General features: G+C 65.4%; 20 protein-coding genes and 1 pseudogene. 6 read left to right on the plus strand and 15 right to left on the minus strand.

From position 1 onward, the window contains the following. The first annotated feature begins 78 nt into the window (after nt 1–78). Both AC0L2L_RS09205 and AC0L2L_RS09210 read left to right on the plus strand, forming a co-directional pair. The gene (locus AC0L2L_RS09205) at nt 79–237 is read left to right on the plus strand and encodes a peptide ABC transporter permease (RefSeq protein WP_473577698.1); all 159 of its coding nucleotides are present in this window, start codon (nt 79–81) and stop codon (nt 235–237) included. A 237-nt stretch (nt 238–474) separates the two neighbouring features. Then, nucleotides 475–1176 (plus strand): MgtC/SapB family protein, encoded by a 702-nt coding sequence (locus tag AC0L2L_RS09210; RefSeq protein ID WP_473577700.1) that lies wholly within the window; start codon nt 475–477, stop codon nt 1174–1176. 5 nt (nt 1177–1181) lie between these two features. Here the strand turns inward: AC0L2L_RS09210 and AC0L2L_RS09215 are convergent, their stop codons facing one another. From AC0L2L_RS09215 to AC0L2L_RS09255, 9 genes are all read right to left on the minus strand, one after another. After that, nucleotides 1182–1895: an ABC transporter ATP-binding protein gene (locus AC0L2L_RS09215; RefSeq protein ID WP_473577701.1), complete on the minus strand. Its 714-nt coding sequence runs from the start codon at nt 1893–1895 to the stop codon at nt 1182–1184. Further along, entirely contained in the window at nt 1892–3610 is a 1719-nt protein-coding gene (locus tag AC0L2L_RS09220; RefSeq protein WP_473577703.1) for a branched-chain amino acid ABC transporter ATP-binding protein/permease, read from the minus strand. The genes AC0L2L_RS09215 and AC0L2L_RS09220 overlap by 4 nt, the downstream gene beginning before the upstream one ends. Continuing rightward, nucleotides 3597–4466: a branched-chain amino acid ABC transporter permease gene (locus AC0L2L_RS09225; protein WP_473577704.1), complete on the minus strand. Its 870-nt coding sequence runs from the start codon at nt 4464–4466 to the stop codon at nt 3597–3599. Before AC0L2L_RS09225 ends, AC0L2L_RS09220 begins: the two co-directional genes overlap by 14 nt. A gap of 60 nt (nt 4467–4526) precedes the next feature. After that, nucleotides 4527–5711 carry an ABC transporter substrate-binding protein gene (locus AC0L2L_RS09230; RefSeq protein WP_473577705.1) on the minus strand — a complete coding sequence of 395 codons (1185 nt, stop codon included), beginning with the start codon at nt 5709–5711 and terminating at the stop codon, nt 4527–4529. 34 nt (nt 5712–5745) lie between these two features. Beyond that, a complete protein-coding gene (locus AC0L2L_RS09235) occupies nt 5746–6831 on the minus strand; it encodes a CobW family GTP-binding protein (RefSeq protein WP_473577706.1) in 1086 nt (361 codons plus the stop codon). After that, entirely contained in the window at nt 6818–8482 is a 1665-nt protein-coding gene (locus AC0L2L_RS09240) for an amidohydrolase (protein WP_473577707.1), read from the minus strand. Before AC0L2L_RS09240 ends, AC0L2L_RS09235 begins: the two co-directional genes overlap by 14 nt. 66 nt (nt 8483–8548) lie before the next feature. Then, on the minus strand, nt 8549–9319 hold the full coding sequence (locus AC0L2L_RS09245) for an SDR family NAD(P)-dependent oxidoreductase (RefSeq protein ID WP_473577709.1): 771 nt from the start codon (nt 9317–9319) through the stop codon (nt 8549–8551). Then, nucleotides 9316–10113 (minus strand): SDR family oxidoreductase, encoded by a 798-nt coding sequence (locus tag AC0L2L_RS09250; protein WP_473577711.1) that lies wholly within the window; start codon nt 10111–10113, stop codon nt 9316–9318. The genes AC0L2L_RS09245 and AC0L2L_RS09250 overlap by 4 nt, the downstream gene beginning before the upstream one ends. Before the next feature lie 2 nt (nt 10114–10115). Then, the gene (locus AC0L2L_RS09255) at nt 10116–11507 is read right to left on the minus strand and encodes a transaminase (protein WP_473577712.1); all 1392 of its coding nucleotides are present in this window, start codon (nt 11505–11507) and stop codon (nt 10116–10118) included. A gap of 161 nt (nt 11508–11668) precedes the next feature. On the opposite strand from AC0L2L_RS09255, the gene AC0L2L_RS09260 reads away from it, so the two are divergent. From AC0L2L_RS09260 to AC0L2L_RS09270, 3 genes are all read left to right on the plus strand, one after another. Beyond that, a complete protein-coding gene (locus AC0L2L_RS09260) occupies nt 11669–12415 on the plus strand; it encodes an IclR family transcriptional regulator (protein WP_473577714.1) in 747 nt (248 codons plus the stop codon). A gap of 474 nt (nt 12416–12889) precedes the next feature. Next, on the plus strand, nt 12890–16294 hold the full coding sequence (locus AC0L2L_RS09265; RefSeq protein WP_473577715.1) for an acyl-[ACP]--phospholipid O-acyltransferase: 3405 nt from the start codon (nt 12890–12892) through the stop codon (nt 16292–16294). Between the two features lie 191 nt (nt 16295–16485). After that, nucleotides 16486–17433: a helix-turn-helix domain-containing protein gene (locus tag AC0L2L_RS09270; protein WP_473577717.1), complete on the plus strand. Its 948-nt coding sequence runs from the start codon at nt 16486–16488 to the stop codon at nt 17431–17433. 67 nt (nt 17434–17500) lie between these two features. On the opposite strand, the pseudogene AC0L2L_RS09275 reads toward AC0L2L_RS09270, so the two are convergent. From AC0L2L_RS09275 to AC0L2L_RS09295, 5 genes and pseudogenes are all read right to left on the minus strand, one after another. Further along, a pseudogene (locus AC0L2L_RS09275) lies at nt 17501–18614 on the minus strand (LLM class flavin-dependent oxidoreductase). A gap of 44 nt (nt 18615–18658) precedes the next feature. Continuing rightward, nucleotides 18659–19507, minus strand: coding sequence for an ABC transporter permease subunit (locus AC0L2L_RS09280; protein WP_473577719.1), 849 nt, complete (start codon nt 19505–19507; stop codon nt 18659–18661). Next, on the minus strand, nt 19504–20298 hold the full coding sequence (locus tag AC0L2L_RS09285) for a taurine ABC transporter ATP-binding protein (RefSeq protein ID WP_473577721.1): 795 nt from the start codon (nt 20296–20298) through the stop codon (nt 19504–19506). Before AC0L2L_RS09285 ends, AC0L2L_RS09280 begins: the two co-directional genes overlap by 4 nt. 68 nt (nt 20299–20366) lie before the next feature. Next, nucleotides 20367–21374: a taurine ABC transporter substrate-binding protein gene (gene tauA, locus AC0L2L_RS09290; protein ID WP_473577722.1), complete on the minus strand. Its 1008-nt coding sequence runs from the start codon at nt 21372–21374 to the stop codon at nt 20367–20369. Between the two features lie 310 nt (nt 21375–21684). Beyond that, nucleotides 21685–22671, minus strand: a complete 987-nt coding sequence (locus tag AC0L2L_RS09295) for a zinc-dependent alcohol dehydrogenase family protein (protein WP_473577724.1) — start codon at nt 22669–22671, stop codon at nt 21685–21687. A 101-nt stretch (nt 22672–22772) separates the two neighbouring features. Between AC0L2L_RS09295 and AC0L2L_RS09300 the strand changes: the two genes are divergently transcribed. Next, on the plus strand, nt 22773–23675 hold the full coding sequence (locus tag AC0L2L_RS09300; protein WP_473577726.1) for a LysR family transcriptional regulator: 903 nt from the start codon (nt 22773–22775) through the stop codon (nt 23673–23675). 3 nt (nt 23676–23678) lie between these two features. Here AC0L2L_RS09300 and AC0L2L_RS09305 read toward each other — a convergent pair whose 3' ends face one another. Then, the gene (locus AC0L2L_RS09305) at nt 23679–24650 is read right to left on the minus strand and encodes a branched-chain amino acid ABC transporter permease (protein ID WP_473577728.1); all 972 of its coding nucleotides are present in this window, start codon (nt 24648–24650) and stop codon (nt 23679–23681) included. Nucleotide 24651: the final 1 nt, after the last annotated feature.

Here is a 24651-nt window from a genome sequence, read left to right on the forward strand (position 1 = left end):
ACGCGGCGGAACCTCACGCCGACAAATTGGTTCTTGCTCAGAGACCTTCCGGGCCCGTTCAAAGGGAAGGAGCAAATCATGAGCAAGGATCGCGACAGCGAAGGGCCGGTCTTTTCCGGTCAGCATGCCCGTCAGGGCGAGATCATCCTGCATACGCGCGCGCAGCGCATCATCTTCATCGCGGGGTTGGTGGGCATCGTGGTGCTTTCGCTGCTGGTCAGCCTCGCCGCCCATTGATGACTATCCGCTGCGGATGGCTAAAGCGCGTCGCGTCGAAACGAATTCAGGCGACGCGCTTTAGGTCATTGTTTTGATGCATGTCGTTGTCCCAGAACCGCTGCACACTTCTGGGCGACATGCATTGGGGAGCTAAGGAACTATCCTTAGCCCGGCCAGTTGAACGTCTCAGACGCAATCGAGGCGCGGCTTTCCGTTCCGCGCTAATAACCGATGTTCGAGCCGTTCTGCTGTGACATGCCGCTTCATCCGACCTGGCCGGATTTCGTCGCGCGGCTGCTGCTGACGCTGCTGGCGGGTTTCGTTATCGGCTTGAACCGCGAGGCGCGCGGCCATTCGGCCGGGCTGCGGACGACCATACTGGTCGGTTTGGCGGCCTGTGTGGCCATGGTTCAGGCCAACATGCTGCTCGACATCTCTGGCAAGGGACCGGATTCGTTCGTGCGTATGGATGTGATGCGGTTTCCGCTCGGCGTGCTCACCGGCGTCGGCTTCATCGGCGGCGGCGCGATCCTGCGACGCGGTGATCTTGTCACCGGGGTGACCACCGCCGCCACGATGTGGATCATGACGATGATCGGGCTGGCCTTCGGCGGCGGCCAGTTCGGTCTAGGCGCCATCGCGACAGTGCTGACCCTGGTGACACTGCAGGCGCTGAAATGGGTCGACCTCAAGATCCCGCGCGACCACACGGCGATCCTTTCGGTCGCATGGCCGAAGGCTTCGCCGCCCGACCTCCAGGCCATGGTGCGCCCACTCGGCTATATTTCGCGCTTCGTCGGCATGGAACACGACACCGACCGCGATCGCTTTGTGTTTTCCTTCATGGTCCAATGGAAGCAGCCGGACGCGAATGCGCCTTCAACCGACGTGCTGGCGCTGGTCGGCGAGCATTGCGAAGTCGAGCGGTTCGAAGTGATCGGTGAAAAGCCGTCCTGAGCTGATCAAGACGTGCCGGCCAACTCCGCTCCGCCGAGATAAAGCCGATGCAGCTCGTCCGGCGATTGCCGCAGCTTCGCGCAGTCGCCGTCATAGACGAGCCGGCCGCGGCGCATGACATAGGCGCGGTTGCCGATCGACAGCGCAAGTGCCGCGAACTGCTCGACCAGCACGACCGCCAAACCGTCGTCCGCGAGCTTGCGCACGGCCGCCATCAGGCGCGTGACGATGACCGGGGCGAGACCGGCCGACATCTCGTCGATCAGCAGCACCTTCGGCCGGGTAAGCAGCGCCCGCGCGATCACCAGCATCTGCTGCTCGCCGCCGGACAGCAGGCTCGCCTTCACGGCGCGGCGCTGCACCAGCTCGGGAAACAACGCATAGGCTTCCGCGATATCGGCGCCGGCATGCAGGCTGACGCGGAGGTTCTCTTCCGTCGTCAGCTGGCGAAAGACCGTGCGGCCCTGCTCGACATGGGCGAGGCCTTCGCGCGAGCGGGCGCCCGGCCGAGCCCTCTGCAGCTCGCGGCCGTCGATGGCGATGGCGCCGCCGGCGACCGGGATGATGCCCGACAGGCCTTCGAGCAGCGTCGTCTTGCCGGCGCCATTGGCGCCGAGCACAACGCTGATTGCGCCGCTCTCGGCGACGAGATCGACCGAGGTGACGACAGGCAGTTCGGCACGATTGATCGACAGGTTGGAAACGACGAGCCTGCTCATGCCGCCACGCTCTCTTCCTCGATGCCGAGATAGGCTTTCTTCACCGCGCGCTCGCTGAGCACCCTGGCCGGCGGACCGGAGGCGATGACCTGGCCGAAATCGAGCACGGTGACCTCCGAGCAGACCGCCCGCACCAGGTCCATGTCGTGCTCGACGAGCAGCACCGCGGAGCCGAACAGTTTCGGGATCTCGGCGATGCGCTGGCCAAGGCGCAGCGTCTCCTCATGCGACTGGCCGGCGGCAGGCTCGTCGAGCAGCACCACCGCGGGTCGGGCGGCGGCGACACCCGCGACATCGAGCAACCGCCTGGTGCCGGCATCGACCGAAGCCACCAGCGTATCGGGGTGCGGACAGTCCAGCCAATCGAGCACCGCCTTGGTCTCGCCTGCCGACAGGCCCTTAGCCGCGAGCGCCAGATAGCCGCCGACGGTCAGCTCCGGCGCGATGCGGTTGGTCTGCCAGGTGCGGCGCACGCCCGCGCGGGCGCGCTGATGCGCCGACACGCCTTCGAGCGGCGTGTCACCCAGCCGGACACTGCCCTGATAGGACGACAGGAAGCCGGCGACGGCATCGATGAAGGTCGATTTGCCGGCGCCGTTCGGACCGATCAGCCCGGCAACGGTGCCGGCGGCAACGCTCAGGCTGACGTTGTTCAGCGCAACGACGCTGCCGTAGCGCACAGTCAAACCCTCTATGGCGAGCGCCGGCCCGGCCGCGCGCTCGATTGCTGCCGGCAATTCAGAGACAGACGCCGCACCCGCTTTCGGCGCGGGCGCCGGCAGCAGCTTGCGGAACTGGCGGCGAAAGGTTTGGCTCATGGTCTCGCCGGTCGACAGCGCCTGGGTGGCGCCGATGGCGAAGAGCACGTTGCCGATGTCCTGCGGCCAATCCAGCCGGCGCAAAATCTCCGGGAACATGACGACGAGCAGGCCGCCGATGATCGCGCCCTCGGCGAAGTGCGCGCCGGTCATCACCGACACCGCATAGAGCGAGAGCGACTGCATCATGCTGAAATTCTCGGCGACCAGCGTGCCGAGATAGCCGGCGAGCAAGCCGCCGGAAATGCCGGCGACGAAGGCGCTGAGCGCGAAGGCCGAGAGCTTGGCGGTGGCGATGCTGACGCCATGCGCGGCGGCGGCGCGCTCGGAGTGACGCACGGCCAGCCAGGATGCGCCGAGCCGCGAGCGGCTGATGAATTCGAGCGCCACGGCAATAGCCACATAGAACAACAATACGAAGACGAAATAACCCTCGTCGCTGTCGAACAGCTCCGGCCTCGGCACCTGCAGGAAATCGGTCTGGCCGGGATAGGTCATCGTGGCCAGGATGGTGTCGAAAGCGGTGGCGAAGGAAAGCGTGACGATGGCAAGGTTGATGCCGCGCAATCTCAACGCCGGCAGGCCGATGGCAATGCCGAACGGCACCGCCGCCAGGCCGCCGAGCAGGATCCAAAGCGGTAGGCCGCCCGGCGCTTCGGCGAGGTTGAGATAGCCGACGGTCCAGGCGCCAACGCCGGCGAACGACATCTGGCACAGCGCGATCATGCCGGTGCGGCCGGCGACGAGGCCTAGGCTCTGCAAGGCAACGCCGGTGATCAGCACCGAGGTCGCCAGGAACACCCAATAGGAGGGCAGCAGATCGGTATAAGCGACGCCGCCGGCGACGAGCGACACGACGATGACGATCAACGAGGCTCTCAAGCTAGCGCGCTTCATCCCAACGGGCCTCCCGCTGCGACCATAAGAGGACGGCGAGCACCACCAGGAACGGGATGGCGCTGCGATACTGGCTGATGCTGTCGATGGAGCTCGCCAGACCCTCGACGATGCCGAGCGCAATGCCGCCGGCGAGCGTCCACCAGAAGCTGCGGAAGACACCGACCAGCGCTGCCGCGAGCGCCGGCACCACCAGCAGGCTGAGCGTCATGAAATTCGGCGAGCGCTGCGGCGCGATGATCATCAGCGCGAAGGTGGTGAAGGCGCCTGTCATGCCCCACACGAGCAACGACAGAAGCTGCACGCGCACGCCGAGCAACTCGGCCGCCATCGGCCTGTCGGCCAATGCGCGCAGATTGAGGCCGACCTTGGTGCGATTGAGGAAGAGGTCGGACAGGATGGTGAACAGCACCGCCAGGCCGATGGTGAGCACCGAGGCGATCGTCACCTCGACGCCGGCGAGGCGGAAGGCGGAGCCCGGAAAGAGATCCGGCATGTTGTGCGGATGCTGGCCGCCGGTGAGGCGCAGTCCGACGGCCATCAGGCCGACGAGCAGCGCCACCGTCACCGCCGCCTTGGTCGAGGCGCCCGCCTCGCCGAACCATCTGGTCATGATGTAGCCGACTGCGACGCCGGTCAGCGTGCCCGCCGCGATCCCCGCCAGCACCGACGGCCAGATGGGAAAGCCAACCTCGAACAGCGCGATCAGCACGAAGGTTCCGGCGGTGCCAATCGCGGCTCCGGTGAAGTTCACCACCGCGACGAGCCGATAGGTGAAGACGGCGCAGACGCCGAGAAGGGCATAGGTGCCTCCGGCCGTCAATCCCGCCACTGCGGATGTGAGCAACGCGTTCATCAGATATCCCTGTCCGGAGGACAGCGCGGCAGCAGCCGCGCCGCCCGGTTTAAGCGACCGTCACTTCGCCTGCGGCAGCATCACCCAGTCCGGCGTCTCGACCTTCCAGGCGCCGTTTTCGAGCTTCATCACCTTGGTGGCCTGCATCGGCGAATGCGTCTTGGCCTTGCCGAACACGTAAGGCGAGCCGGCCAGCGGGTTGGTGAGGGGCTGCATATCGTGCAGCGCCTTGGCCACGCTTTCGCGCGTGACCTCGCCGTCTATCGAGGCGACCACCTTGAGGAACAACTCCGCGGCGAGGTAGCCGCCCTGCGAGAAGGCGGTGAGCGGCCGGTTCGCCTTCTGCATGTCGGCAATCCACTGCGCGTTGGCGACCGAGTTCTTCTCGGTGTAGGGCTCCCACTCGGTGCCGACATAGATCGGCTGCTTGGTGTCGGCCAGCGCCTTGGCGACCTGCTCGGTGTAGCCGGGCGCCAGGAACAGCCAGTTTATGCCGGTGATCTTCTGCGCATCGACCGTCTTGATCAGCTGCACCACCTGGGGCTCGACCTGGTTGGTCAGCACCGCGTCGCAGCCGGCGTCGCGCGCCTTGATGACATAGGGCGTGAGGTCACCCTGGAAGGGCAGCGTCAGGTCGATCAAGTGGATCTTCTGACCGCTGATCTTCTCCCAGTTCCCGATCGCCTTCTTGTAGGCCTCCTGCGTGCCGCCGATGATGATGAAGAAGGCGCAGAGCTTCTTCGTCTTCAGCTCATTGGTGGCGTAGTAGGCCATGGCCGTCGAGAGCGTGTAGGGGCCGACATTGACGGGCGCGACGTTGGGCGAGGAGAAGCAGGCGGCGTCGACGCCGAGACCCTGGACGGACAGGATCTTCTTGCGGCTGTAGGTGGCCGAGTTGACGGCGCAGTCGAGCAGGCTGGCCGAGCCAACCAGCGCTACCGCCTCCTTGTTGTCGATCAGGTCGCGCGCGGCTTGTGCCGCGACCGCCGGATCGGCCTTGTCGTCGGCGATGGTGTAGTCGATCTTGCAGCCGTTGATGCCGCCGGCGGCGTTCACCGCATCGAAGGCGGCCTGCGTTGCCTTCGGCACTTCGGAGAAATCGGCCGGGCCGGTGATGGTCGACACGGCGCCGACTTTGATCGCGCCGTCCTTGCAGGTCGGGCCGGCGGCGGAAGCCGTGCCGGCCATGGCGGCAAGCCCGACGCCGGCAAATGCCGCCGCGAGCAGTCTCGATTTCCAATGCATGTTCATTCTCCCATTTTTGTCACGCGTTTCGGTTTCAGGCAGCGGCGAGCGCCGGCGAAGCGATGCTGGCGGCGTCGATTGCGGCGAACTTCACCAGCGTGCGGGCGATGGTCTCGCGCTCGATGTTGCGGACGATGAACACCAACCGGGTGCGGCGGTCCGCCGACGGCCAGCGGTCGAGCCGCGCCGGCGGATGAAAGACGTGCTGCACGCCGTGCAGGACGAGCGGGCGCTCGGGATCGTCCGTTGTATGCACGATGGCCTTGAAGCGCAGCAGGTCCTCGCCTTTCAGCGCCGCGACATAGTCGAGCCAGCGGGCGAAGGCTCCCCACTCGACGGGCTCGTCGATAACGAAACTGAAGGAGTGGATGCCGTGATGGCGATGCGCATCGTGATCGTGATGATGGCAGTCCGGCCCGCAATCATGCCCATGATCAGCGGCCGCTTCGAGCCGGGCGGCTACATGGACAACGTCCGACGCGGCATCGGCGCGCGGGTTCGCCAACAACTCAAGGTCCAGTTCGCCGTTGCGGGCAACGGTCTGCTCGACCGCCGGCGCGAGATGCTCAAGCCTGTGCCGCAGCTCGTTCAACGCGTTGCCTGACACCAGGTCGGTCTTGGTGATCAGCAGGCGGTCGGCGACGGCGACCTGCTTGGCGGCCTCCGGGTGACGGTCGAGCGTGACGGCGCCATTCACCGCATCGACCGTGGTGACGACACCGCCGATACGAAAGCGAGCCATGAGCTCGGCTTCGGCCATCAGCGTATGCAGGATCGGCGCCGGGTCGGCGAGACCGGTCGTTTCGATGATCACCTGGGACAGCGGCGGCGTTTCGCCGACCACGCTCCTGCGGGCGAGTTCCTTCAGCGTGGCGACAAGATCGCCGCGCACCGTGCAGCAGACGCAGCCATTGTCGAGCAGCGTGAATCGCTCCTCGCTGGCTTCAATCAGCAGATGATCAAGCCCGACCGCACCAAACTCGTTGACGATGACAGCGGCGCCGGCAAGCGACGGCCGGCGCAGCAGGCGGTTGAGCACCGTCGTCTTGCCGCTGCCAAGAAAGCCGGTGAGCACCGTTACCGGGATCCTCGCATCGCTTGAAGGATCAGGCGCGCTCATAGACCACCCTCCCCTCGAACCAGGTCGTCAGCACTTTGGTGTCGGCAAGGTCCTCGGCCGGCGTCTCCAGCACGTTGCGGTCGAGCACGATGAGGTCGGCGGACTTGCCGATCTCGATCGAGCCGACGGTGTCGGCAAGGCCGATGGCTCGCGCCGAATTGATGGTGAATATCTCGAGCGCCGTGGCGACATCGATCGCCTGCTCCGGCCAAAGTGCGGCGCCGGGAAACGCACCGCTCGGGTTGCGGCGCGTCACCAGGCCCTCGATGCCATCCCATGGATCGGGATTGGGCATGACCGGCCAGTCCGATCCGCCGGCAAGCAACGCACCGGCCGCAAGCAGATCCCTGTTCGGCCAGAAGCGCAGCGCGCGCGCCTCGCCCATCGTCTGCTTGTGGCCTTCGAGGAAGCTCGTCGGATACCACAGGAAGGGCGAGAGATCGGCGACGACGCCGAGCTCGGCGAAGCGGGCGATGTCGGCTGGCGCGATGTAGCTCGCGTGCGCGATATGATGCTTGAGCTTGGTCGGGCCGTTGAAGGAGCGCACGACGTCGATGGCGTCCAGCGCCTGGCTGACGGCGGCGTCGCCGGCGCAGTGGATCTTCACGCCGAGGCCGAGCTTTTCGCATTTGCCGACCCAGCGGATCAGCTCCGGCACGGTGACGATGGTCGAGCCGCGGAAGCAGCAGCCGAGCACGGGGTCGTTGGCGTAGGGCTCGTGGAAGGCGGCAGTGCGAGCACCGGGCACGCCGTCGAGGAAGACCTTCACGAAATCCGGCTTGGCGTGGACGCCGCGATATTGCTCGCGCAGGGCGATCAGCTCGTCGCCGGCGATGCCGAACATGAAGGACGGCTCGACCGCCGGCATCGCCGAGACCGACCATGCAGTGAGCTCGCCACGATCATCGAGGCCTTTCAGCGCCGCAAGGATCGGCTGCATGGCGGCGGCATCTAGGAAAGCGGTGACGCCATAAGAGTTGAGCGTCGCGATCGAACGCGCCATGGCGGCGCGGTCCATCTCCTGCGTGTAATGGCCGGATTGCGCGATGGTGCGCTCGACGATGCCGGCCGCGGATTCGATCATCATGCCGGTCAGCGCGCCGGTCGCCGGATCGCGGCCGATCGAGCCCTTCTCCGGATCGGGCGACAACGCCGAGAGGCCGGCAAGACTCAATGCCTGCGAATTGACCCAGCGGTTGTGATAGGTGTCGTCACGCAGCATCACCGCCCGGCCCTGGCTCACCCGGTCGAGCGCCGCCAGCGACTCCAGCCGGTTGAGCTTCGGCAAAAGGTCGCTGCCCCACTGGCCGCCGATGATCCAGGATCCTTCCGGCGTCTTGGCCGCAGCCTCGCCGACGCGCGCGATCAGCGTGTCGAAGCTCGCCGTCGGCGGGAAGCGCAACTCGAACAGCTCGGCCTGGCCGCCCATCATCAGATGCGCATGCACGTCGACGATGCCCGGCATCATCATCGCGCCGTTGAGGTCGACGACGCGGGTGGAAGAACCCGTCATCGCGGCGACGTCCGCCGCCTCGCCGACGGCCACGATGTGTCCGCCCTTGACCGCAACGGCCGAGGCCCAGGGCCGCTTGCGGTCGAGCGTGTAGATGCTGCCATTGGTGAAAACCAGGTCGGCACTTCTGTCGGGCATTCTCTCTCCTCCTCTGCCGTTGGCCGGCTCCCTCACGCCCCACAACAGGCAAAATTTCAAGTCACGTCACACCGCCCTGTTCTGTGTCGGCGCGCGGCCGCCGCCGTCCGCCACCAGCACCGCGCCGGTGACGAAGGACGCTTCGTCCGACGCAAGGAACAGGCAGCAGGAGGCGATCTCTCGCGGTTCGGCGACACGGCGCAGCGCGATGCGATTGGTCAGCGCCTTGAATTCCTCGTCGGGCGTCGAGCCATTGGCGGTGGCCGCGACTTTCATCTCGTAGACGCTCATCGGTGTGCGCACCCATCCGGGCGCGACCGCGTTGGCGCGGATGCCGTCGGGGCCATGCGCGAAGGCGAGCGAGCGCGTGTAGGACACAAGTGCCGCCTTGCTTGCCGAATAGGCGGCGTTCTGGCCGCTGGCGTTGAAGGCGCCGACCGAGGCGATGTTCACGATCGCGCCGCCGCGCGCCTTGAGCAGCGGCAATGCCGCGCGGCAGACCATCATGGCGCCGGTGACATTGACGGCAAAACTCTTCGCCCAGGCCTCGTCGCTCAGTGTTTCCGGCTCGTCGAGGATCATCACGCCGGCGGCGTTGACGACGATATCGAGCCGGCGGTCGCAGGCATCGACGGCGCGGGCAATGTCCACGGCATTGGTGATGTCGCCGCGCACCGCGATGCCGCCGCTGGCCTTCGCGGCGTCCTCCAGCACGTCCCCACCATGGCCAAAGGCGACGACCTTGGCACCGTGGCGGCCGAACAGTTCGGCGGTGGCCCGGCCCATACCGGTGGCGGCGCCCGTCACCAGGGCCGTGCGGCCTTCAAGGCGGCTCATGCGAGCCCCCAGTGCCGCTCGACGGCATAGCCGGTCTCCGGCAAGGTGGAGCCGCCATCGACGACGATGGTCTGGCCTGTGATGTATTTCGCCTGCTCGGAGGCGAGGTAGAGCATGGCATAGGCGATGTCGTCGGCCTCGCCGAGATGGCCCATGGGGATGAATTGGCCGAGCCGGTCCGCCACCTCCGGCTTGCTCATCGTGCCGCGCCCGGGCTTGGCGATGAAGCCGGGCTCGACGCCGTTGACGGTGATGCCGTCGCGCGCGAATTCGAAGGCAGTGCCGCGGATGAAGGCATTGACGCCGGCCTTGGCCGCCGAATAGTGCGCGCCGCCAGCCATCGCGACCCGCGCCGAGACCGACGAGGTGACAAGGATGCGGCCGAAGCCGTTGGCGCGCATTGCCGGGGCCGCCGCCTGCGCCAGCCAGAAGCAGGCTTTGAGGTTGACCGAAAGCGCCTCTTCCAGCTTGTCCTCGTCGAGCTCCTCGACCGATGCCCAGGGACAGCCGCCGGCGTTGTGCACGACGATGTCGAGCCGGCCGGATTGGCGCACGGCATCGCCGATGAGCGCGTGCAGCGCGGCGCGGCCTAGCCCGGCAAGCGCGACGGCGCGGGCGGAGAGGCTGCGCGCGGAAAGCTCTGCACCAAGCGCCTCCGCGACATCGAGCGTTCGATTGGCGATGACCACCGATGCACCGGCCTCGGCAAAGCGCGTCACGATGGCGGTGCCGATGCCGCGCCCGCCGCCGGTCACCAGCGCCACCTTGCCCGTAAGGTCGAACGGCTTCGCCATCGTCAGACGACGCCCGCGCTGCGGACGAGTTCGACGAAGCGGCCGAAAACTTCGGTGTGGCGGTCGACATCGGCCGCCGAGGTTGCCGGGCACATCAGGAACATGGTGTGGAAGGGCGTCACCAAGACGCCTTCGTTCATGTAGAAGGCGTGCAAAAGCGTCTCGAGGCCGCCGCGCCGGCCGGCAATGACGTCGGCGCCGCTGCGTGGCGGGTTCGGCATGAACATGATCTCGGCGCGGGCGCCGACCTGAGTCACATGCCAGGGCAGGTTGTTAGCGCGGATGATGCCCCAGGCGGCTTCGGCAAGGCGCGTGGCGTTGGCGATCATCAGCTCGAAATTGGCCTGCGTCAGCACTTCTTCCAGCACCGCGCGCATGGTGGCGACGGTGAGCGCGTTGCCGGCCAGCGTGCCGCCGATGCCGAGATGCGCCGACTGGCGCACGCGCGGATTGACCATCGGCACGATGTTCCAGAGCCGTTCGGCAATCGCCTGCGAGACGCCGAAGACGCCGGCCGGAATGCCGCCGGCGATTGCCTTGCCGGCGACCAGCATGTCCGGCTCCAGACCGTGCAACGCGGTGTAGCCGCCGGGGCCGCTGGAGATGGTGTGCGTCTCGTCGATGATCAGCACAGTGCCGGCGCGGCGCGTGATCTCGCGCAGTGCCGTGTGAAAACCCTCGGCGACCGGGATCATGCCGAAATTGGTCATCAGCGGCTCGGTCAAGACGCAGGCGACGTCGCCATGCGAAAGCGCCTCTTCCAGCGCCGCGACGTCATTGAACTCGACCACCCGGGAGACGGTGGAATGGTCGACGCCGTTCGGATGGATCATGTTGCGCATGCCGATCTTGCCGTCGCGGATCTCGACATGCGCCTCCTCGACGCCGCCGTGATAGCAGCCGGAAAAGACCAGCACCTTGGAGCGGCCGGTGATCATGCGCGCAATGCGGATGGCGCCGCGATTGGCGTCGGTGGCCGACGTGGTCAGCGTCCAGTAGGGCAGGCCGAAGCGGCGTGTGAGCTCGGCGCCGACCCGGAGGCTGTCCTCGGTGGGCAGCATCATGGTCGTGCCGTTCTGCAATTGGTGAAGCGCCGCACGCGTCACCGCTTCCGGAGCATGGCCGCACATACCGCCGGTGTCGCCAAGCGCGAAGTCGACATAGTCGTGGCCGTCGATGTCGCTTATATGCGCGCCGCTGGCCGAAGCGGCATAGACCGGGAACCCGCCGGCCCAGCGCCGCATCCAATGCGACGGCCCGCCATAGAGGAAATGCTTCTTGCCCTCTTCCCAGGCCGCGGCCGAGCGCGGATGGGTGTCGAGGAACCGCGCCTGCTCGCGGTCAAGCAGGTCTTCGATCGTTGCTGGTTGCAATGCAGTCTTGCTGGCGGCCATCACGGCGCTGAACTCTCCCTGGCGCGCAAATTCCGGGGCGCCGAACCGTTCCCAAGTCGGTTCATTATTTGAACCATTATTTTGTATGTTATAGACACACTGAAGGCAGGAATGACGACTGTCAAGTTAATTCACATGCGAAGTATCTCGGAGAATGCGCTATGAGCACGGTGGGCAAGGCGGTGTCGCTGCTGGAGCTGTTCACGCTTCACGAGCCGGACATCGGGCTCTCCGACCTCGCCCGCCGCGCCGGCCTCGACAAGGCGACCGCGAGGCGCCTTTTGATGGCGCTCAGCGAGCACCGGCTGATCGAGCAGGAGCCGCGGAGCCGCCGTTACCGGTTGGGCGCCGGCCTGTCGCGGCTGGCCCGCATTCGCGATGCGCATTTTCCCTTCGTGCGCCTCGCCGCTCCCGTCATTCGCGACCTGTCGCTCGAGACCGGCGAGACGGTGCATCTGTCGGAGTTCAGCGCCGGCGCGCTACTGACGCTCCATGTCGAGCTGTCGGCCAAGGCAAACCGCGTCAATGTCGATGTCGGCCAGGTATTGCCGCTGCACGGCACGGCGTCGGGCATCGCTTTCCTTGCCGCATCACGCCTGGAAGCGATCAGCGCCTATCTCGAAAAGCCGCTGCCGGCCTTCACCTCGTTCACGATGACGCAGCCGGACGATCTGGTGAAAGCCATCGCGCTTGCCGCTTCACGCGGCTATTCGCGCAGCGCCCAGGGCTATGAGGAAGGCGTGCACAGCATCGGCGCTGCGATCCTCGGCGCCGACGGGCAGCCGGTCGGCACGCTGGCGGTGGCCTCGCCTGTTTCGCGCGTCGACGACACCGTAGCGGCAAGCCAGGGCGAGGCGGCGGTCAGGGCGGCAAGAATGATCTCGGCGCGGCTGACCGGCGAGGCGTGAGACGCGCCACCGGCGCTCGAAGCCGCCGGCCCCTGTTTTTGGACATTTTTAACCTATGCATTCGGCATTTGAACATCGTTCATTTTTCTCTTGAACGTCGTTCATAATGTGCTATTGTGCGCCTATGAACAACGTTCATAGCCGAATACCAACCTGCTGCGGAGCCTAGGAAAGGCCAACCCGGCCGATTGTATCCGGCCTGAAACAAGCCTGCGCCGAGCCACACTAAGCCTGAAACGAAAGGATCATATCGATGCTCGCCGACAGCCATGCCCGCAAATATTCGAGCGCCTGGAAAGCTGGAGACCGATCGCGGACGACAGATGCGGCGCGCCAAGAACAAGAAACAAATGGATTGGATTGAACCGCAGTAACGAAGTTTAACCGCTTCCCGATAAACAAGGCTCAAACCGCGCAAGTGTCCGTCCAATTCCAACTGGATCTGCGGATGGCCTTTGCCCAATGGAAATTGCCATGAACAACCATCTCATGATGTCGCGGCGCTTCGCGCCTCTCTTCTGGACGCAATTCCTCTCGGCCTTCAACGACAATTTCCTGAAGAACACGCTGGTGTTCCTCATTCTCTTCACGCTGGCGGCCGATCAGGCAGCGTCTCTGGTGACGCTTGCCGGCGCCGTCTTCATGGCGCCCTTCCTGCTGCTTTCGGCGCTGGGCGGCGAGATCGCCGACCGCTTCGACAAGGCGCTCATCGCGCGCCGGCTGAAATTCACCGAGATCGCCGCGGCCGCAGTCGCCGTCGTCGGCATCGCGCTGTCGTCTATTCCCGTGCTGATGACGGCGCTGCTGATGTTCGGCACCATCTCGGCGCTGTTCGGACCGATCAAATACGGCATCCTGCCGGATCACCTCGAGCGCAAGGAACTGCCCAAGGCCAACGCCTGGATCGAGTCGGCCACCTTCGCCGCGATCCTCGGCGGCACCATCGCCGGCGGCGTCGTTTCGGCCGACGGCATCGGCGTTTGGGTGTTCGGGCCGATCATGATGGCGCTGGCCGTCGGCTGCTGGTTCGTCAGCCGCTACATCCCGTCCACCGGCTCGGCCGCTCCCAATCTCATCATCGACAAGAACATCTTCCGCTCGACTTGGCGCCAGGTCGCCGACTTGCGCACCGACACGCGCATCTGGCGCGCCGGCCTGATGACCTCCTGGTTCTGGCTTGTCGGCGCCATCGTGCTTTCGATCCTGCCGGCGCTGATCAAGGATTCGCTCGGCGGCAACGAGATCGCCGTCACCGCCTATCTCGCGGTGTTCGCCGTCTCGATCGCCATCGGCTCGGCTACCGCGGCGTGGATGTCGCAGGGCCGTATGGTGCTGCTTCCCGCGCCAGTCGGCACGGCGCTGCTGGCACTGTTCGGCCTGCACCTCGCCTGGACCATCTGGAGCATGCAGCCCTCGCCCAAGGCGGAGACGCTTGCCACCTTCTTCGCCGGCCCGAACACAATCCGTGTCGCCATCGACCTGGCCGGCATGGCCATCGCGGCCGCCTTCCTGGTGGTGCCGACCTTCGCCGCCGTGCAGGCATGGTCGCCGGAGGCGCGTCGCGCCCGCGTCGTCGCCGCTGTGAGCATCGTCAACGCCGGCTTCATGACGGTCGGCGGCATCCTCGTCGCGTCGATCCAGGCGGCTGGCGTCTCCATCGCGGGTATCCTGTTCGGCCTCGTCGCGGCCAATGCGATCGCCGCCTGGCTGATGCTGAAATACCTGCCGACCAACCCCTTCCGCGATTTCGTCTCGATCCTGTTCCGCGCCTTCCTGCGCCTGGAGGTCGAGGGACTGGACAATCTCAAGGCCGCCGGCAAGGCGCCGATCCTGGCGCTCAACCATGTCAGCTTCCTCGACGGCCCGCTGGCGCTGACGCTGACCGACGAGGAACCGGTCTTCGCCATCGACTACACGATCGCACAGGCCTGGTGGATGAAACCGTTCATGAAGCTTGCCCGCGCGTTGCCGCTCAATCCGGCGAAGCCGATGTCGACCCGCACGCTGATCAAGATCGTGCAGGGCGGCGATCCGCTGGTCATCTTCCCGGAGGGACGCATCACCGTTACCGGCGGCCTGATGAAGGTCTATGACGGCGCCGCGATGGTTGCCGACAAGACCGGCTCGATGGTGGTGCCGGTGCGCATCGAAGGGCTGGAGAAGAGCTACTTCTCGCGGCTGACCTCGCAGCATGTGCGCCGCCGCCTGTTCCCGAAGGTCAAGGTGACCATCCTGGAGCCGGTGAAGCTCGAAGTTCCGCAGGACCTGAGGGGCCGCCAACGCCGCGCCGCGGCGGGTTCCGCGCTCTACCAGGTGATGTCGGACCTCGTCTTCCGCACCCAGGACATCGACAAGACGGTGCTGCAGAAGATCATCGAGACCGCGCACGAACGCGGCATGAAGGAGCTTGCCGTACAGGATCCGGTCACCGGCTCGCTGAGCTACGGCAAGCTGCTGACGGCCGCCGCGGTGCTGGGCGAGAAGTTCGAGCATCTTTATGCCGGACAGCAGACGCTGGGCATCATGCTGCCCAACGCCAACGGTGCCTGCGCAGCTCTGCTCGGCGTCATGTCGGCCGGCAAGGTGCCGGCGATGATCAACTTCACCGCCGGTGCGGCCAACATCCTGTCGGCTTGCAAGGCGGCCGAGGTGCGCACCGTGCTCACCTCCCGCGCCTTCGTCGAACAGGCAAAGCTCGGGCCGGTGGTCGAGGAGATCGGCCGTTCGGTCGATATCGTCTGGCTCGACGATCTGCGCGCCACGATCGGCCTCAAGGACAAGCTGCTCGGCCTGCTGCGCAGGTCGACGCCGCGGGTGGCGCGCAAGGCCGACGATGCGGCCGCGATCCTGTTCACCTCGGGTTCCGAAGGTACGCCGAAGGGCGTGGTGCTCACCCACCGCAACATCCTGGCCAACGCCGCCCAGGCCGCCTCGCGCATCGACTTCCACTCGGGCGACAAGGTGTTCAACGTGCTGCCGATCTTCCACTCCTTCGGCATGACGGCGGGCACGGTGCTGCCGCTGATCTCGGGCGTGCCGGTCTATTTCTACCCCTCGCCGCTGCACTACCGCATCGTGCCGGAACTGATCTATGCGTCGAACGCGACGATCATCTTCGGCACCGATACGTTCCTTTCGGGTTATGCCCGCACGGCGCATCCCTACGACTTCCGCTCGGTGCGCTACTGCTTCGCCGGCGCCGAGCCGGTCAAGGCTGCGACGCGCACGACCTATATGGAGAAGTTCGGCCTGCGCATCCTGGAAGGCTACGGCGTGACCGAGACCGCGCCGGTGATCGCGATCAACACGCCGATGTACAACAAGTCAGGCAGCGTCGGCAAAATCATGCCCGGCATGGAGTATCGCCTGGAGCCGGTGCCCGGCGTCGACGAAGGCGGACGGCTTTTCGTGCGCGGCCCCAATGTCATGGCCGGCTACCTGCGTGCCGAGAATCCGGGCGTGATCGAGCCGCTGGCCGACGGCTGGCACGACACCGGCGACGTCGTCACCGTCGACGATGCGGGCTTCATCTCGATCCGTGGCCGCGCCAAGCGCTTCGCCAAGATCGCCGGCGAGATGGTCTCGCTGGCGGCGGTCGAGGCGCTGGCGGGCGAACTCTGGAAGGGCTCGCTGTCGGCTGTCGCCAGCGTGCCGGACGCGCGCAAGGGCGAGAAGTTGATCCTCATCACCCAGGCGGCCAGCGCGACGCGCGCGGAGTTCCTCGCCTTCGCCAAGGCGAACGGCGCCATGGACCTGATGGTGCCGGCCGAAGTGCGCGTCGTGCCGAAGGTGCCGGTTCTCGGTTCCGGCAAGCTCGACTTCGCCGGCGTGGCCAGGATGGTGCGCGGCGAGGAAGAGCTGAAGGTCAAGGCCGCCTAGCCCGAACATATGAGCGGGCCGGCGCCAGATGCCGGCCTGTTCATTGCCCATCTCCGCCATTGCGGGAGAGATGGTTAGCATGTTAACTTCCTTTCCGGTTGCATCGGCTCCGCCGTTGCGTCTCAATCCCGCGAAGACGGGAATTCTGGTTTAGGCATGATCTTCAAGATCATGAACCGGAGGAGGAAACGATGTACGGCCACCATGTGAGCGTCGCCGACGGCGAAGCCTTCCTGTCCGCGTCGCGGATGCTGTTCGGCCCGATCACCCAGCGCTTTTCGCGCGGCGAGGCGCCGTCGCTGCCGAAGCTGGTGTCGGTCAATCTGGGTTCCTGCCGCTTGTCCGAAATCAGGGCCAAGTCGCATCTGGTCGTCAACGACCGCACCTTCTGGCGCAGCTTCGATCCCGACGCGATCAAGATCCTGATGCAGATCAAGGGCCGCAGCCGCTTCGAGCAGCAGCAGACGGCGATAGACCTCGGTCCGCGCGCGGCGATCATCTACGACCCGGTGCGCGCCTATTCGCTGCAGAACCTTTCCGATGTCGACCAGCTCATCCTGCAGGTGCCGCGCTCGACCTTCGGCGACGAGACGCTGGCGCGCCTGCTGGCGCCTGTGCCGCTGCCCGGCGAGGGCGACAGCCTGACCCATATCGTGTCCGGCCTGATGCAGATGGCGATCGGCGAAGCGCATAAGCTCGACGAAGCCGGCTGCCGCCGCGTCGGCGAAAGCCTGATCCAGCTTGTCAACGGCCTGATCCAGGCAAAGCCGATGGCGCCGGAATTCCGCCGCTCGCCGCTGGAAGCGCTGCGCGAGCGCATCGTCGCCTATGTCGACGCCAACCTCGCTCGCTCCAACCTGTCGGCCGAGGACATTGCCCGCCATATGGGCTGCTCGCGCCGCTACCTCCACCGCGCCTTCGAGGGCGAGGGCGTCACACTCGAACGCTTCGTCTGGGACAGGCGGCTGGAGCGCAGCAAGGAGGAACTGCTGTCCCCCGCACGCGCCTCAGTTTCGATCTCCGAAATCGCCTTTGCCTGCGGGTTCAATTCGAGCGCGCATTTTTCGCGGGCGTTCAAGAGCAAGTATGACGTGGCACCGAGGGAGTTGAGGGAAAGGGTGCGGACGGTGGTGCATTAGGCCCCAAACCGGCGCGTTCATAACCCTCGATAGAGCAACCTTCCTTCTTGGTGCCGGCCTCGATATTTCACGAGGCTGACGCAACGGCCTTCGGCCGCACGCCGCGCCCGAACTCGACATCCCAACTGCGCTCCGCAGGCGTGTCTTCGCCTCTCAGTCCGAGCTTGGGGAAAAGCAGTTCGGCCACGTTGAACGCCTCTTCCAGGTGCGGGTAGCCGGACGCGATGATGGTTTCGATGCCGATCTCCTGGTATTCGCGAATGCGCGCGGCAACATTGTCGGGGTTGCCGACAAGAGCTGTTCCAGCACCGCCGCGCACCAACCCCGGTCCCGCCCACAGATTCGGCCCGATGACCAATCGGTCGCGCCGGCCCTGATGGAGCGCCGACATGCGCTTTTGCCCAACCGATTCCGAAATGTGAACGAATCCGTTCTGGGCTTCGGCGATCAGGTCGTCGGTGACGTGGCTGATCAGCCGATCGGCGGCGGCCCATGCCTCCTCTTCGGTTTCGCGAACGATCAGGTGAATGCGAAGACCGAAGCGGATCGTCCGACCCTGCGCCGCGGCAGCCTCCCTGACCCGCCCGATCTTTTCGGCAAGCTGGTCGGCCGGCTCGCCCCAGCTCAGATAGGCATCGACATGCTTGGCGGCGACCGCGATGCCGGCGTCGGAAGAGCCTCCGAACCAGAGTGGCGGATGGGGCCGCTGGATCGGGGGGAAGGAAATGTCGGTGCCGTGGGCGGACAAGTACTTGCCGTCGAAATCGGCAGGTTCCCCCGAAAGGATCCGCCGCCAGATGGTCAGGAACTCATCGGTCTGCGCATAGCGTTCGTCATGGCCGAGCGTGTTGCCGTCGCCGGCGAGATCGGCCGGGTCCGCACCGGTGACGACATTGAGCAGGACACGGCCCTCGGAGATGCGGTCGAGCGTGGCCGCATGGCGCGCAAAAAGGGCCGGCGTTCCGCTGCCCGGCCGGAGCGCGACCAGGAACTTAAGCCGTTCGGTAAGCGGGATCAGCCCGGCCGCCACGATCCAGGCGTCCTCGGTCGGCCGCCTGCGCGATCTCCCTGAGATATCCGAAGGTCGCCGGGCGGTGCCGCTCGTCCGTGCCGAGATACGGCCCGTCGCCGTGGGTCGGCAGATACCAGTAGAGGTCGAGCGGACGAGTGTTGCTGGACATTGAATCTTCCTTTGAAAGACGCGGAACGTGGGGACCGGCGAGCTTCAGAGCTTGCCCTTCCATGGGACGAGGCGGTGCTCCAGCCAGCGCATGCCGCTGGTGAAGGCAAAAGCGAGCGCGGCGATGACGATGAGACCGACGAAAACGACGTCGGTGGCGAGGAAATTGGCCGCCGACATGATCATGTAGCCAAGGCCGGACTGGGCCGCGATCAGTTCGGCGGCGACAAGCGTGGACAGTCCGGCGCCGATCGCAATCCGCAAGCCGGTCATGATCTCCGGCAACGCGGAAGGCAGGATGATGCTGGTGAATAGCTGCAGCCGATTGGCGCCGAGCGACAGCGCGGCATTTATCCGTTCAGCGGGCACCGACCGGACACCAGCCTGCGCGGCAAAGCAGATCGGCGCGAAGGTCGATAGCGTGAGCAGCACGATCTTCGAGGTCTCGCCAATTCCCAGCCAGATGATCAGAAGCGGCAGATATGCCAAGGGCGGCAGACCCCAGTAAAGATCGATCGGGACGCTGAAGATACCCTTCACCCAGCGGTTGAGCCCCATCAGCAGGCCGAGCGGAATGCCGACCACGATGCCGGCCGCAAGCGCCGTCGCGATGCGGCCAAGGCTTGCCATTGTGTGGTTGAGCAGCGTTCCATTGGCGTAGCCATCGGCCGCGACGGCGCTGAACTGGGTCAGCACCTCCGCCGGCGATGGCAAGAAAAGCGACGACGCCCAGCCGAAACGCGCGGCGAGGAACCACAACGCAATCAGCGATGCCAAGGTGACCAGGCTGATGCCGAGCGTGTCGGTCGATTTGGCTCGGCGTGGCCGAGCGGATGGCGCACGCGGGTTCGCAGCGGCCGGAAAGGACGTTTGGGAATTGGCGGCAAGCGTCATTGCAAGGTTCCTTTGCGGACATCTTCCGGCTTGTGGATGAGCGAGCGGATTTCCTGCCGCAATTCGATGAACCGCGGGTGGGACTGGATCGGCCCGATATCGCCGCTCTCAGCAAAATCGCGGACGAAGCCGGTATCGAACCGGGCAACGATGCGGCCCGGCCGAGGCGACATCACGACGATGGTCGTGCCAAGAATGAGCGCTTCCTCGATTGAATGGGTGATGAAGAAGATCTGCTTGCCCGTCTTCGCCCAGATCGAAGCCAGAAGCTGCTGCATTGTCTCGCGCGTCAGGCTGTCAAGCGCACCGAACGGCTCGTCCATGAGCAATATCTTGGGGTCGGTGGCCAGCGCTCTTGCAATTCCAACACGCTGGCGCATGCCGCCGGACAATTCGTAAGGCGGTTTTTCGGCGAAGTCGGCAAGCCCGACCAATTCCAGCAGACGCCTCGACCGCTCGCGGCGCTCGCCACGCGGCACGCCCTGGTATTTCAGCCCGAGCGCAACGTTGTCCAGGACGTTGGCCCAAGGCAGCAAGGTGTCTTTCTGAAAGACGACGCCGCGATCACCGCCAGGCGCTTCGATCTCTTGTCCGTCCAATGTGATCGTGCCTTCGGTGAGCGGCAGGAAGCCGGCGATCGCATTGAGCAAGGTCGACTTGCCGCACCCGGAAGCGCCAACGGCGACGACGATGGTGTCTGGAGCAATGTCCAGCGAGATGCGGTCGAGCGCGTGGACTTCCTGGCCGTCCGAGGCCGGGAAAGTGACGCTGGCGTCGCGAATTCGAAGCATGGGAATTCTCCGGGGCTATCCGGCCGGCGGAATTTCCGCCAGCCGGAACCGAGCGTCTTCACCGATCTCTAGTTCGACGCCTTGGCCACGTCCGCGTATTGCGGATCGGCGAATGCGGCGTAGCTGTCCTTGACGGCGGTGATTTTGTGCTGGTCCTTCAGGAAGCCAGCCGTGTCCTTGAGGATTTTCGCCACGGCGCTCTTGTCCCCGCCACCGAGCCATTTGTCGGAGACCTGGTCGTCGAGCGGCGGTACGACCGTCGTCTTCAATTGCTCGGAATTCTCCGCCGCCGTGCCGCCCTGCAATTTGGCGATCAGCTTGGCGTTGTCGGAGTCCGGCCCCCAGGCAGCCGGGTTGCTGAGATAGGCCGTGTTGTAGCCGTCGATCAGCCGGACATACTGGCCGAGGAAGTCGGGATTGGCCTTGGCGAACTCGCCGGTCGCAACCAACGCGCCGAAGGTCGGCGCGCCGCGATCGGCTACCTGACCGGCCGTAAGCAGGACCTTGCCGTCCTTCTTGAGTTCGGACAGCGCCGGGTCCCACACGAACGCACCGTCGATGTCGCCCCGCTTCCAGGCTGCGACGATCTCGGGTTGGGGGATGGCGATGACCTGGGTTTCCTTCTCGGAAATGCCTTCCTGCTTGAGGACCGCGAGGAGCTGGTAGTGGTCTGTCGATACCGGCGCCGCGGCGAGCTTCTTGCCCCGCAGGTCCGCCGGCGACTTGATGTCAGGCCGAACCACCAACGCCTCGCCGTCGCGGGAGACCGAGGAAATATAGAACGCCTTCACGTCGATGCCCCTGCTGACGGCTGCGGCAAACGGGCTCGAGCCGACATCGCCGACCTGGACGTCGCCCGATGCAATGGCCGCGAAGATGTCGGCGCCGGAATTGAAGCGACGGAATTCGATATTCCAGCCGGTTCTCTTGGCAAGATCGCCATTGGCGATGCCGAGATTGTAGGGATTGGCGCCGGTCTGGTAGGCGATGACAACTTTCTTGTCGTCGGCATGCGCGACTGCGGAAGTTGCCGCCACGGCAAATCCGACAAGGACGGCGGAAATCAGGTTTCGCATGTGAACTCAATCCTTTTGAACGGAGGCCACGGCCTCGATTGCCAGCCCTGTCCAGCGGGGCTCGGATTAAAGTTCACTTATTTTATAGACATAGACAGGAATGAAATTGCGAAAGCCTGTCCATGGGTAAAAACATTCCCCTGGTCTGCCGGGCTCTTGCCGCAAGGATCATTCGGCCGGCAAGAGCGGGAGGCCAGCAGCAGAACTCCCGCCTATGACCTCAGGCCGCCGGGGTTCTTCGTCCAACACCAGCCGCATCACAGGCGGGCTGACCGGACAAATGTGCCTACGCTTCGAAGGTGGCGGGCGGTCAAAGCGTCACCACGATCTTGCCGAACTGCTCGCCCGATTCCAGGAAGCGATGCGCCTCGACGATCTGCTCGAACGGGAACGTCCTCGCGACAATCGGCTTCAGCGCACCCGATGCGAGGCCGCCGACGATGAAAGCCTTGGCGGCTTCCAGTCGGGCAGCATCACCGGTGATTTCGTGGACGAGGTAGCCGCGCAGCGTCAGCGTCTTGGCCAGCACAGTAGACAGAGGGAACGGCGTCGGCTCGGGGCTGAGGCCGCCATATTCGATGAGGATGCCGCCGCGCGACATCGCGGCCGTCAGCGGCGTGAAGATCGGGCCGCCGATCGGGTCAAGGACGACGCGCACGCCTTGCGGCGCGATCTCTCTCAACCTCGCTTCGAGATCCTCCTCGGCCAAGGCCACCACATGCGCCGCGCCGACATCGAGCAGCGCCGCTTTCTTGGCTGATGTCCGGGTAACCGCGACCGGCACGGCGCCGATCAAGTTGGCGATCTGGATGGCGGCCAGCCCGACGCTGCTCGACGCGGCGGTGATGACGACGGGCTCGTCAGGGCCGAGACGGGCGACATCGACCAGCGCGCCATAGGCGGTGAGGTATTGCATCCATGTCGCGGCGGCGGCTTCGAAGGTAAGCGATGACGGATGCTTGACGACGAGCCCGGCCGGAAAGGTCACGAGCTCGCCATAGGCAGGCCAGAGCGCCATCTGGCGCGGCGGGATGATGCTCACGGCATCACCCGGCGCGAAGGCTTCCACACCGGCGCCGACGGCGTCGACGATGCCAGCCGCTTCGAGGCCGAGGCCTGACGGCAGCGACGGTATCTCGATGTAAGTGCCGCTGCGCATCGAGGCTTCGGCACGGTTCAAGCCCAGTGCCTTGACGCTGATCCGCACCTCGCCCGGACTTGGCGGAGGCACCTCGACATCCTCGATACGCAGCACCTCCGGCCCACCGTGGCGGTGAAAGCGAACGACCCTTGCCATCATGAAACTCCAAATCATTTCGATGGAATGGACTATGCGATGCGATCCGAAAGCGATAAATCGCCCAGCAAGCAGAACAGTCGAAACGTATGGTTTTGAATATGGATCGTCTCGAAAGCATGGAAGTGTTCGTCAAAGCCGTCGATCTCGGTTCGTTCGCGGCGGCCGCGGCGGCGCTCGATTTGTCAGGGCCGATGGTCGGCAAGCATGTCCGCTTCCTCGAGGAACGGCTCGGCATGCGGTTGCTCAACCGCACGACGCGCCGGCAGAGCCTGACCGATTTCGGGCGCGCCTATTACGAGCGCTGCCGGATAGTGCTGGCGGAGGCGCAAGCGGCCGACGCGTTGGCGGCCGACCAACTGTCCGAGCCGCGCGGAAAGCTGCGCGTGACGATGCCGGCGCATTTCGGCCGCCATTGCGTCACGCCGATCGTGCTCGATCTCGCCCGGCGCTATCCGACGCTGGAACTCGACCTGTCGCTCAGCGATCGTTTCGCCGATCTCGTCGAGGACGGCTTCGACCTGGCGATCCGAACCGGAACGCTGGATGACAGGGCCGGCATCATCGCACGGCGTGTTGCGCGCCAGCGCATGATCGTGTGTGCGTCGCCTGCCTATGCCGAGGCATTCGGCCAGCCGGCCGGCCTGGAAGACATTGCCGGCCATCAAGCGATTATCTACAGGCGGCTCGGCCAGGCGCTGCAGCCCTGGCTGTTCCCGCGCGACGACGGTTCGGTCGCCGAGATCGTTCCGGCCGGCAGGCTGCGGCTCGACGACCTCGACGCCATCGCCAATGCGGCGACCGACGGCATGGGCCTCGCCTGGCTGCCATACTGGCTGGTGCGCCAACGCATCGAGGCCGGGGCGCTGGTCCGGCTGTTGCCGGACCAGAAGGACCATCTCTACGACTGCCACGCGCTCTGGCTGCAGACACCGCATCTGCCGCTGAAGGTACGGCTGGCCGTCGACGCGCTGGCGGCGGGGTTGCCGAAGCTGATGAGCTAGCTTCTACGCGGATTTCAGGCGCCGCATCACTCCCAGCCGCATCATCCCCTTCGGCAGGAACAGCATCGCCAGGATAATCGTCAGCCCCGAAATCACCGGGTGATAATCCGGCACCACGATGCGGGCGAGGTCGAACACCGCATACATCACCAGCGCGCCGAGGATGGGACCAAGCAGCGTGCCGGTGCCGCCGACCACGGTCATCATCAAGGGCAGGAGCATCCAGTCGAGGTCGAACACCGAGTCCGGGCCGACATGGAAAATGTAGTAGGTGTAAAGGCTGCCGGCGACACCGGCGATGAAGGCGCTGCCGGCGAAGGCGGCGACCTTGACCTTGAGCGTGTCGATGCCGTTGGCGGAGGCGGCCATCTCGTCGTCGCGCACGGCAATCAGCGCCAATCCGTAACGCGATCGCATCAGCGCGCGGATGGCTAAAGCGGTGGCGACCATCAGGCCGAGCGCGACCCAGTAATGCGGGCGCAGCGTGTCGAAAGCGCTCGCGGGCGCCACGATGCCGAAGGCGCCGCCGGTGAAGTCGCCGCCATTGACGAAGAGCACCTTGACGATCTCGCCGAAGCCGAGCGTGCCAAGCGCGAAATAGTCGCCGTGGAGTTTCGACAGGAGCGGCAAGCCGATAAGGACCGCGGCGACTGCCGCGACAAGCCCGCCGAACAGCATCGTGACCGGATCGAAATAATACATGCTGGGATGCGCATCATAGAGCGAGCCCCAGAGGTAATTGCCGCTCCACAGGATGGCAGTGGTGTAGGCGCCGAGCCCGAAGAAGGCGTGGCTGCCGAGGCTGATCTGGCCACCATAGCCGGCGACCAGGTTCCAGCTCTGCGCCATGATGGCGTAGAGGAAGACGAAGAACAGGAAGGAGAAATAATAGGCGTCGACCGCGCCGGGCACGAAGGGCAGCAGCGCCAGTGCCGCGACCACAAGAACGGCGATCCATTGCAAGGCTCGGCCCATC

This window comes from Mesorhizobium sp. WSM4832, assembly GCF_055811115.1.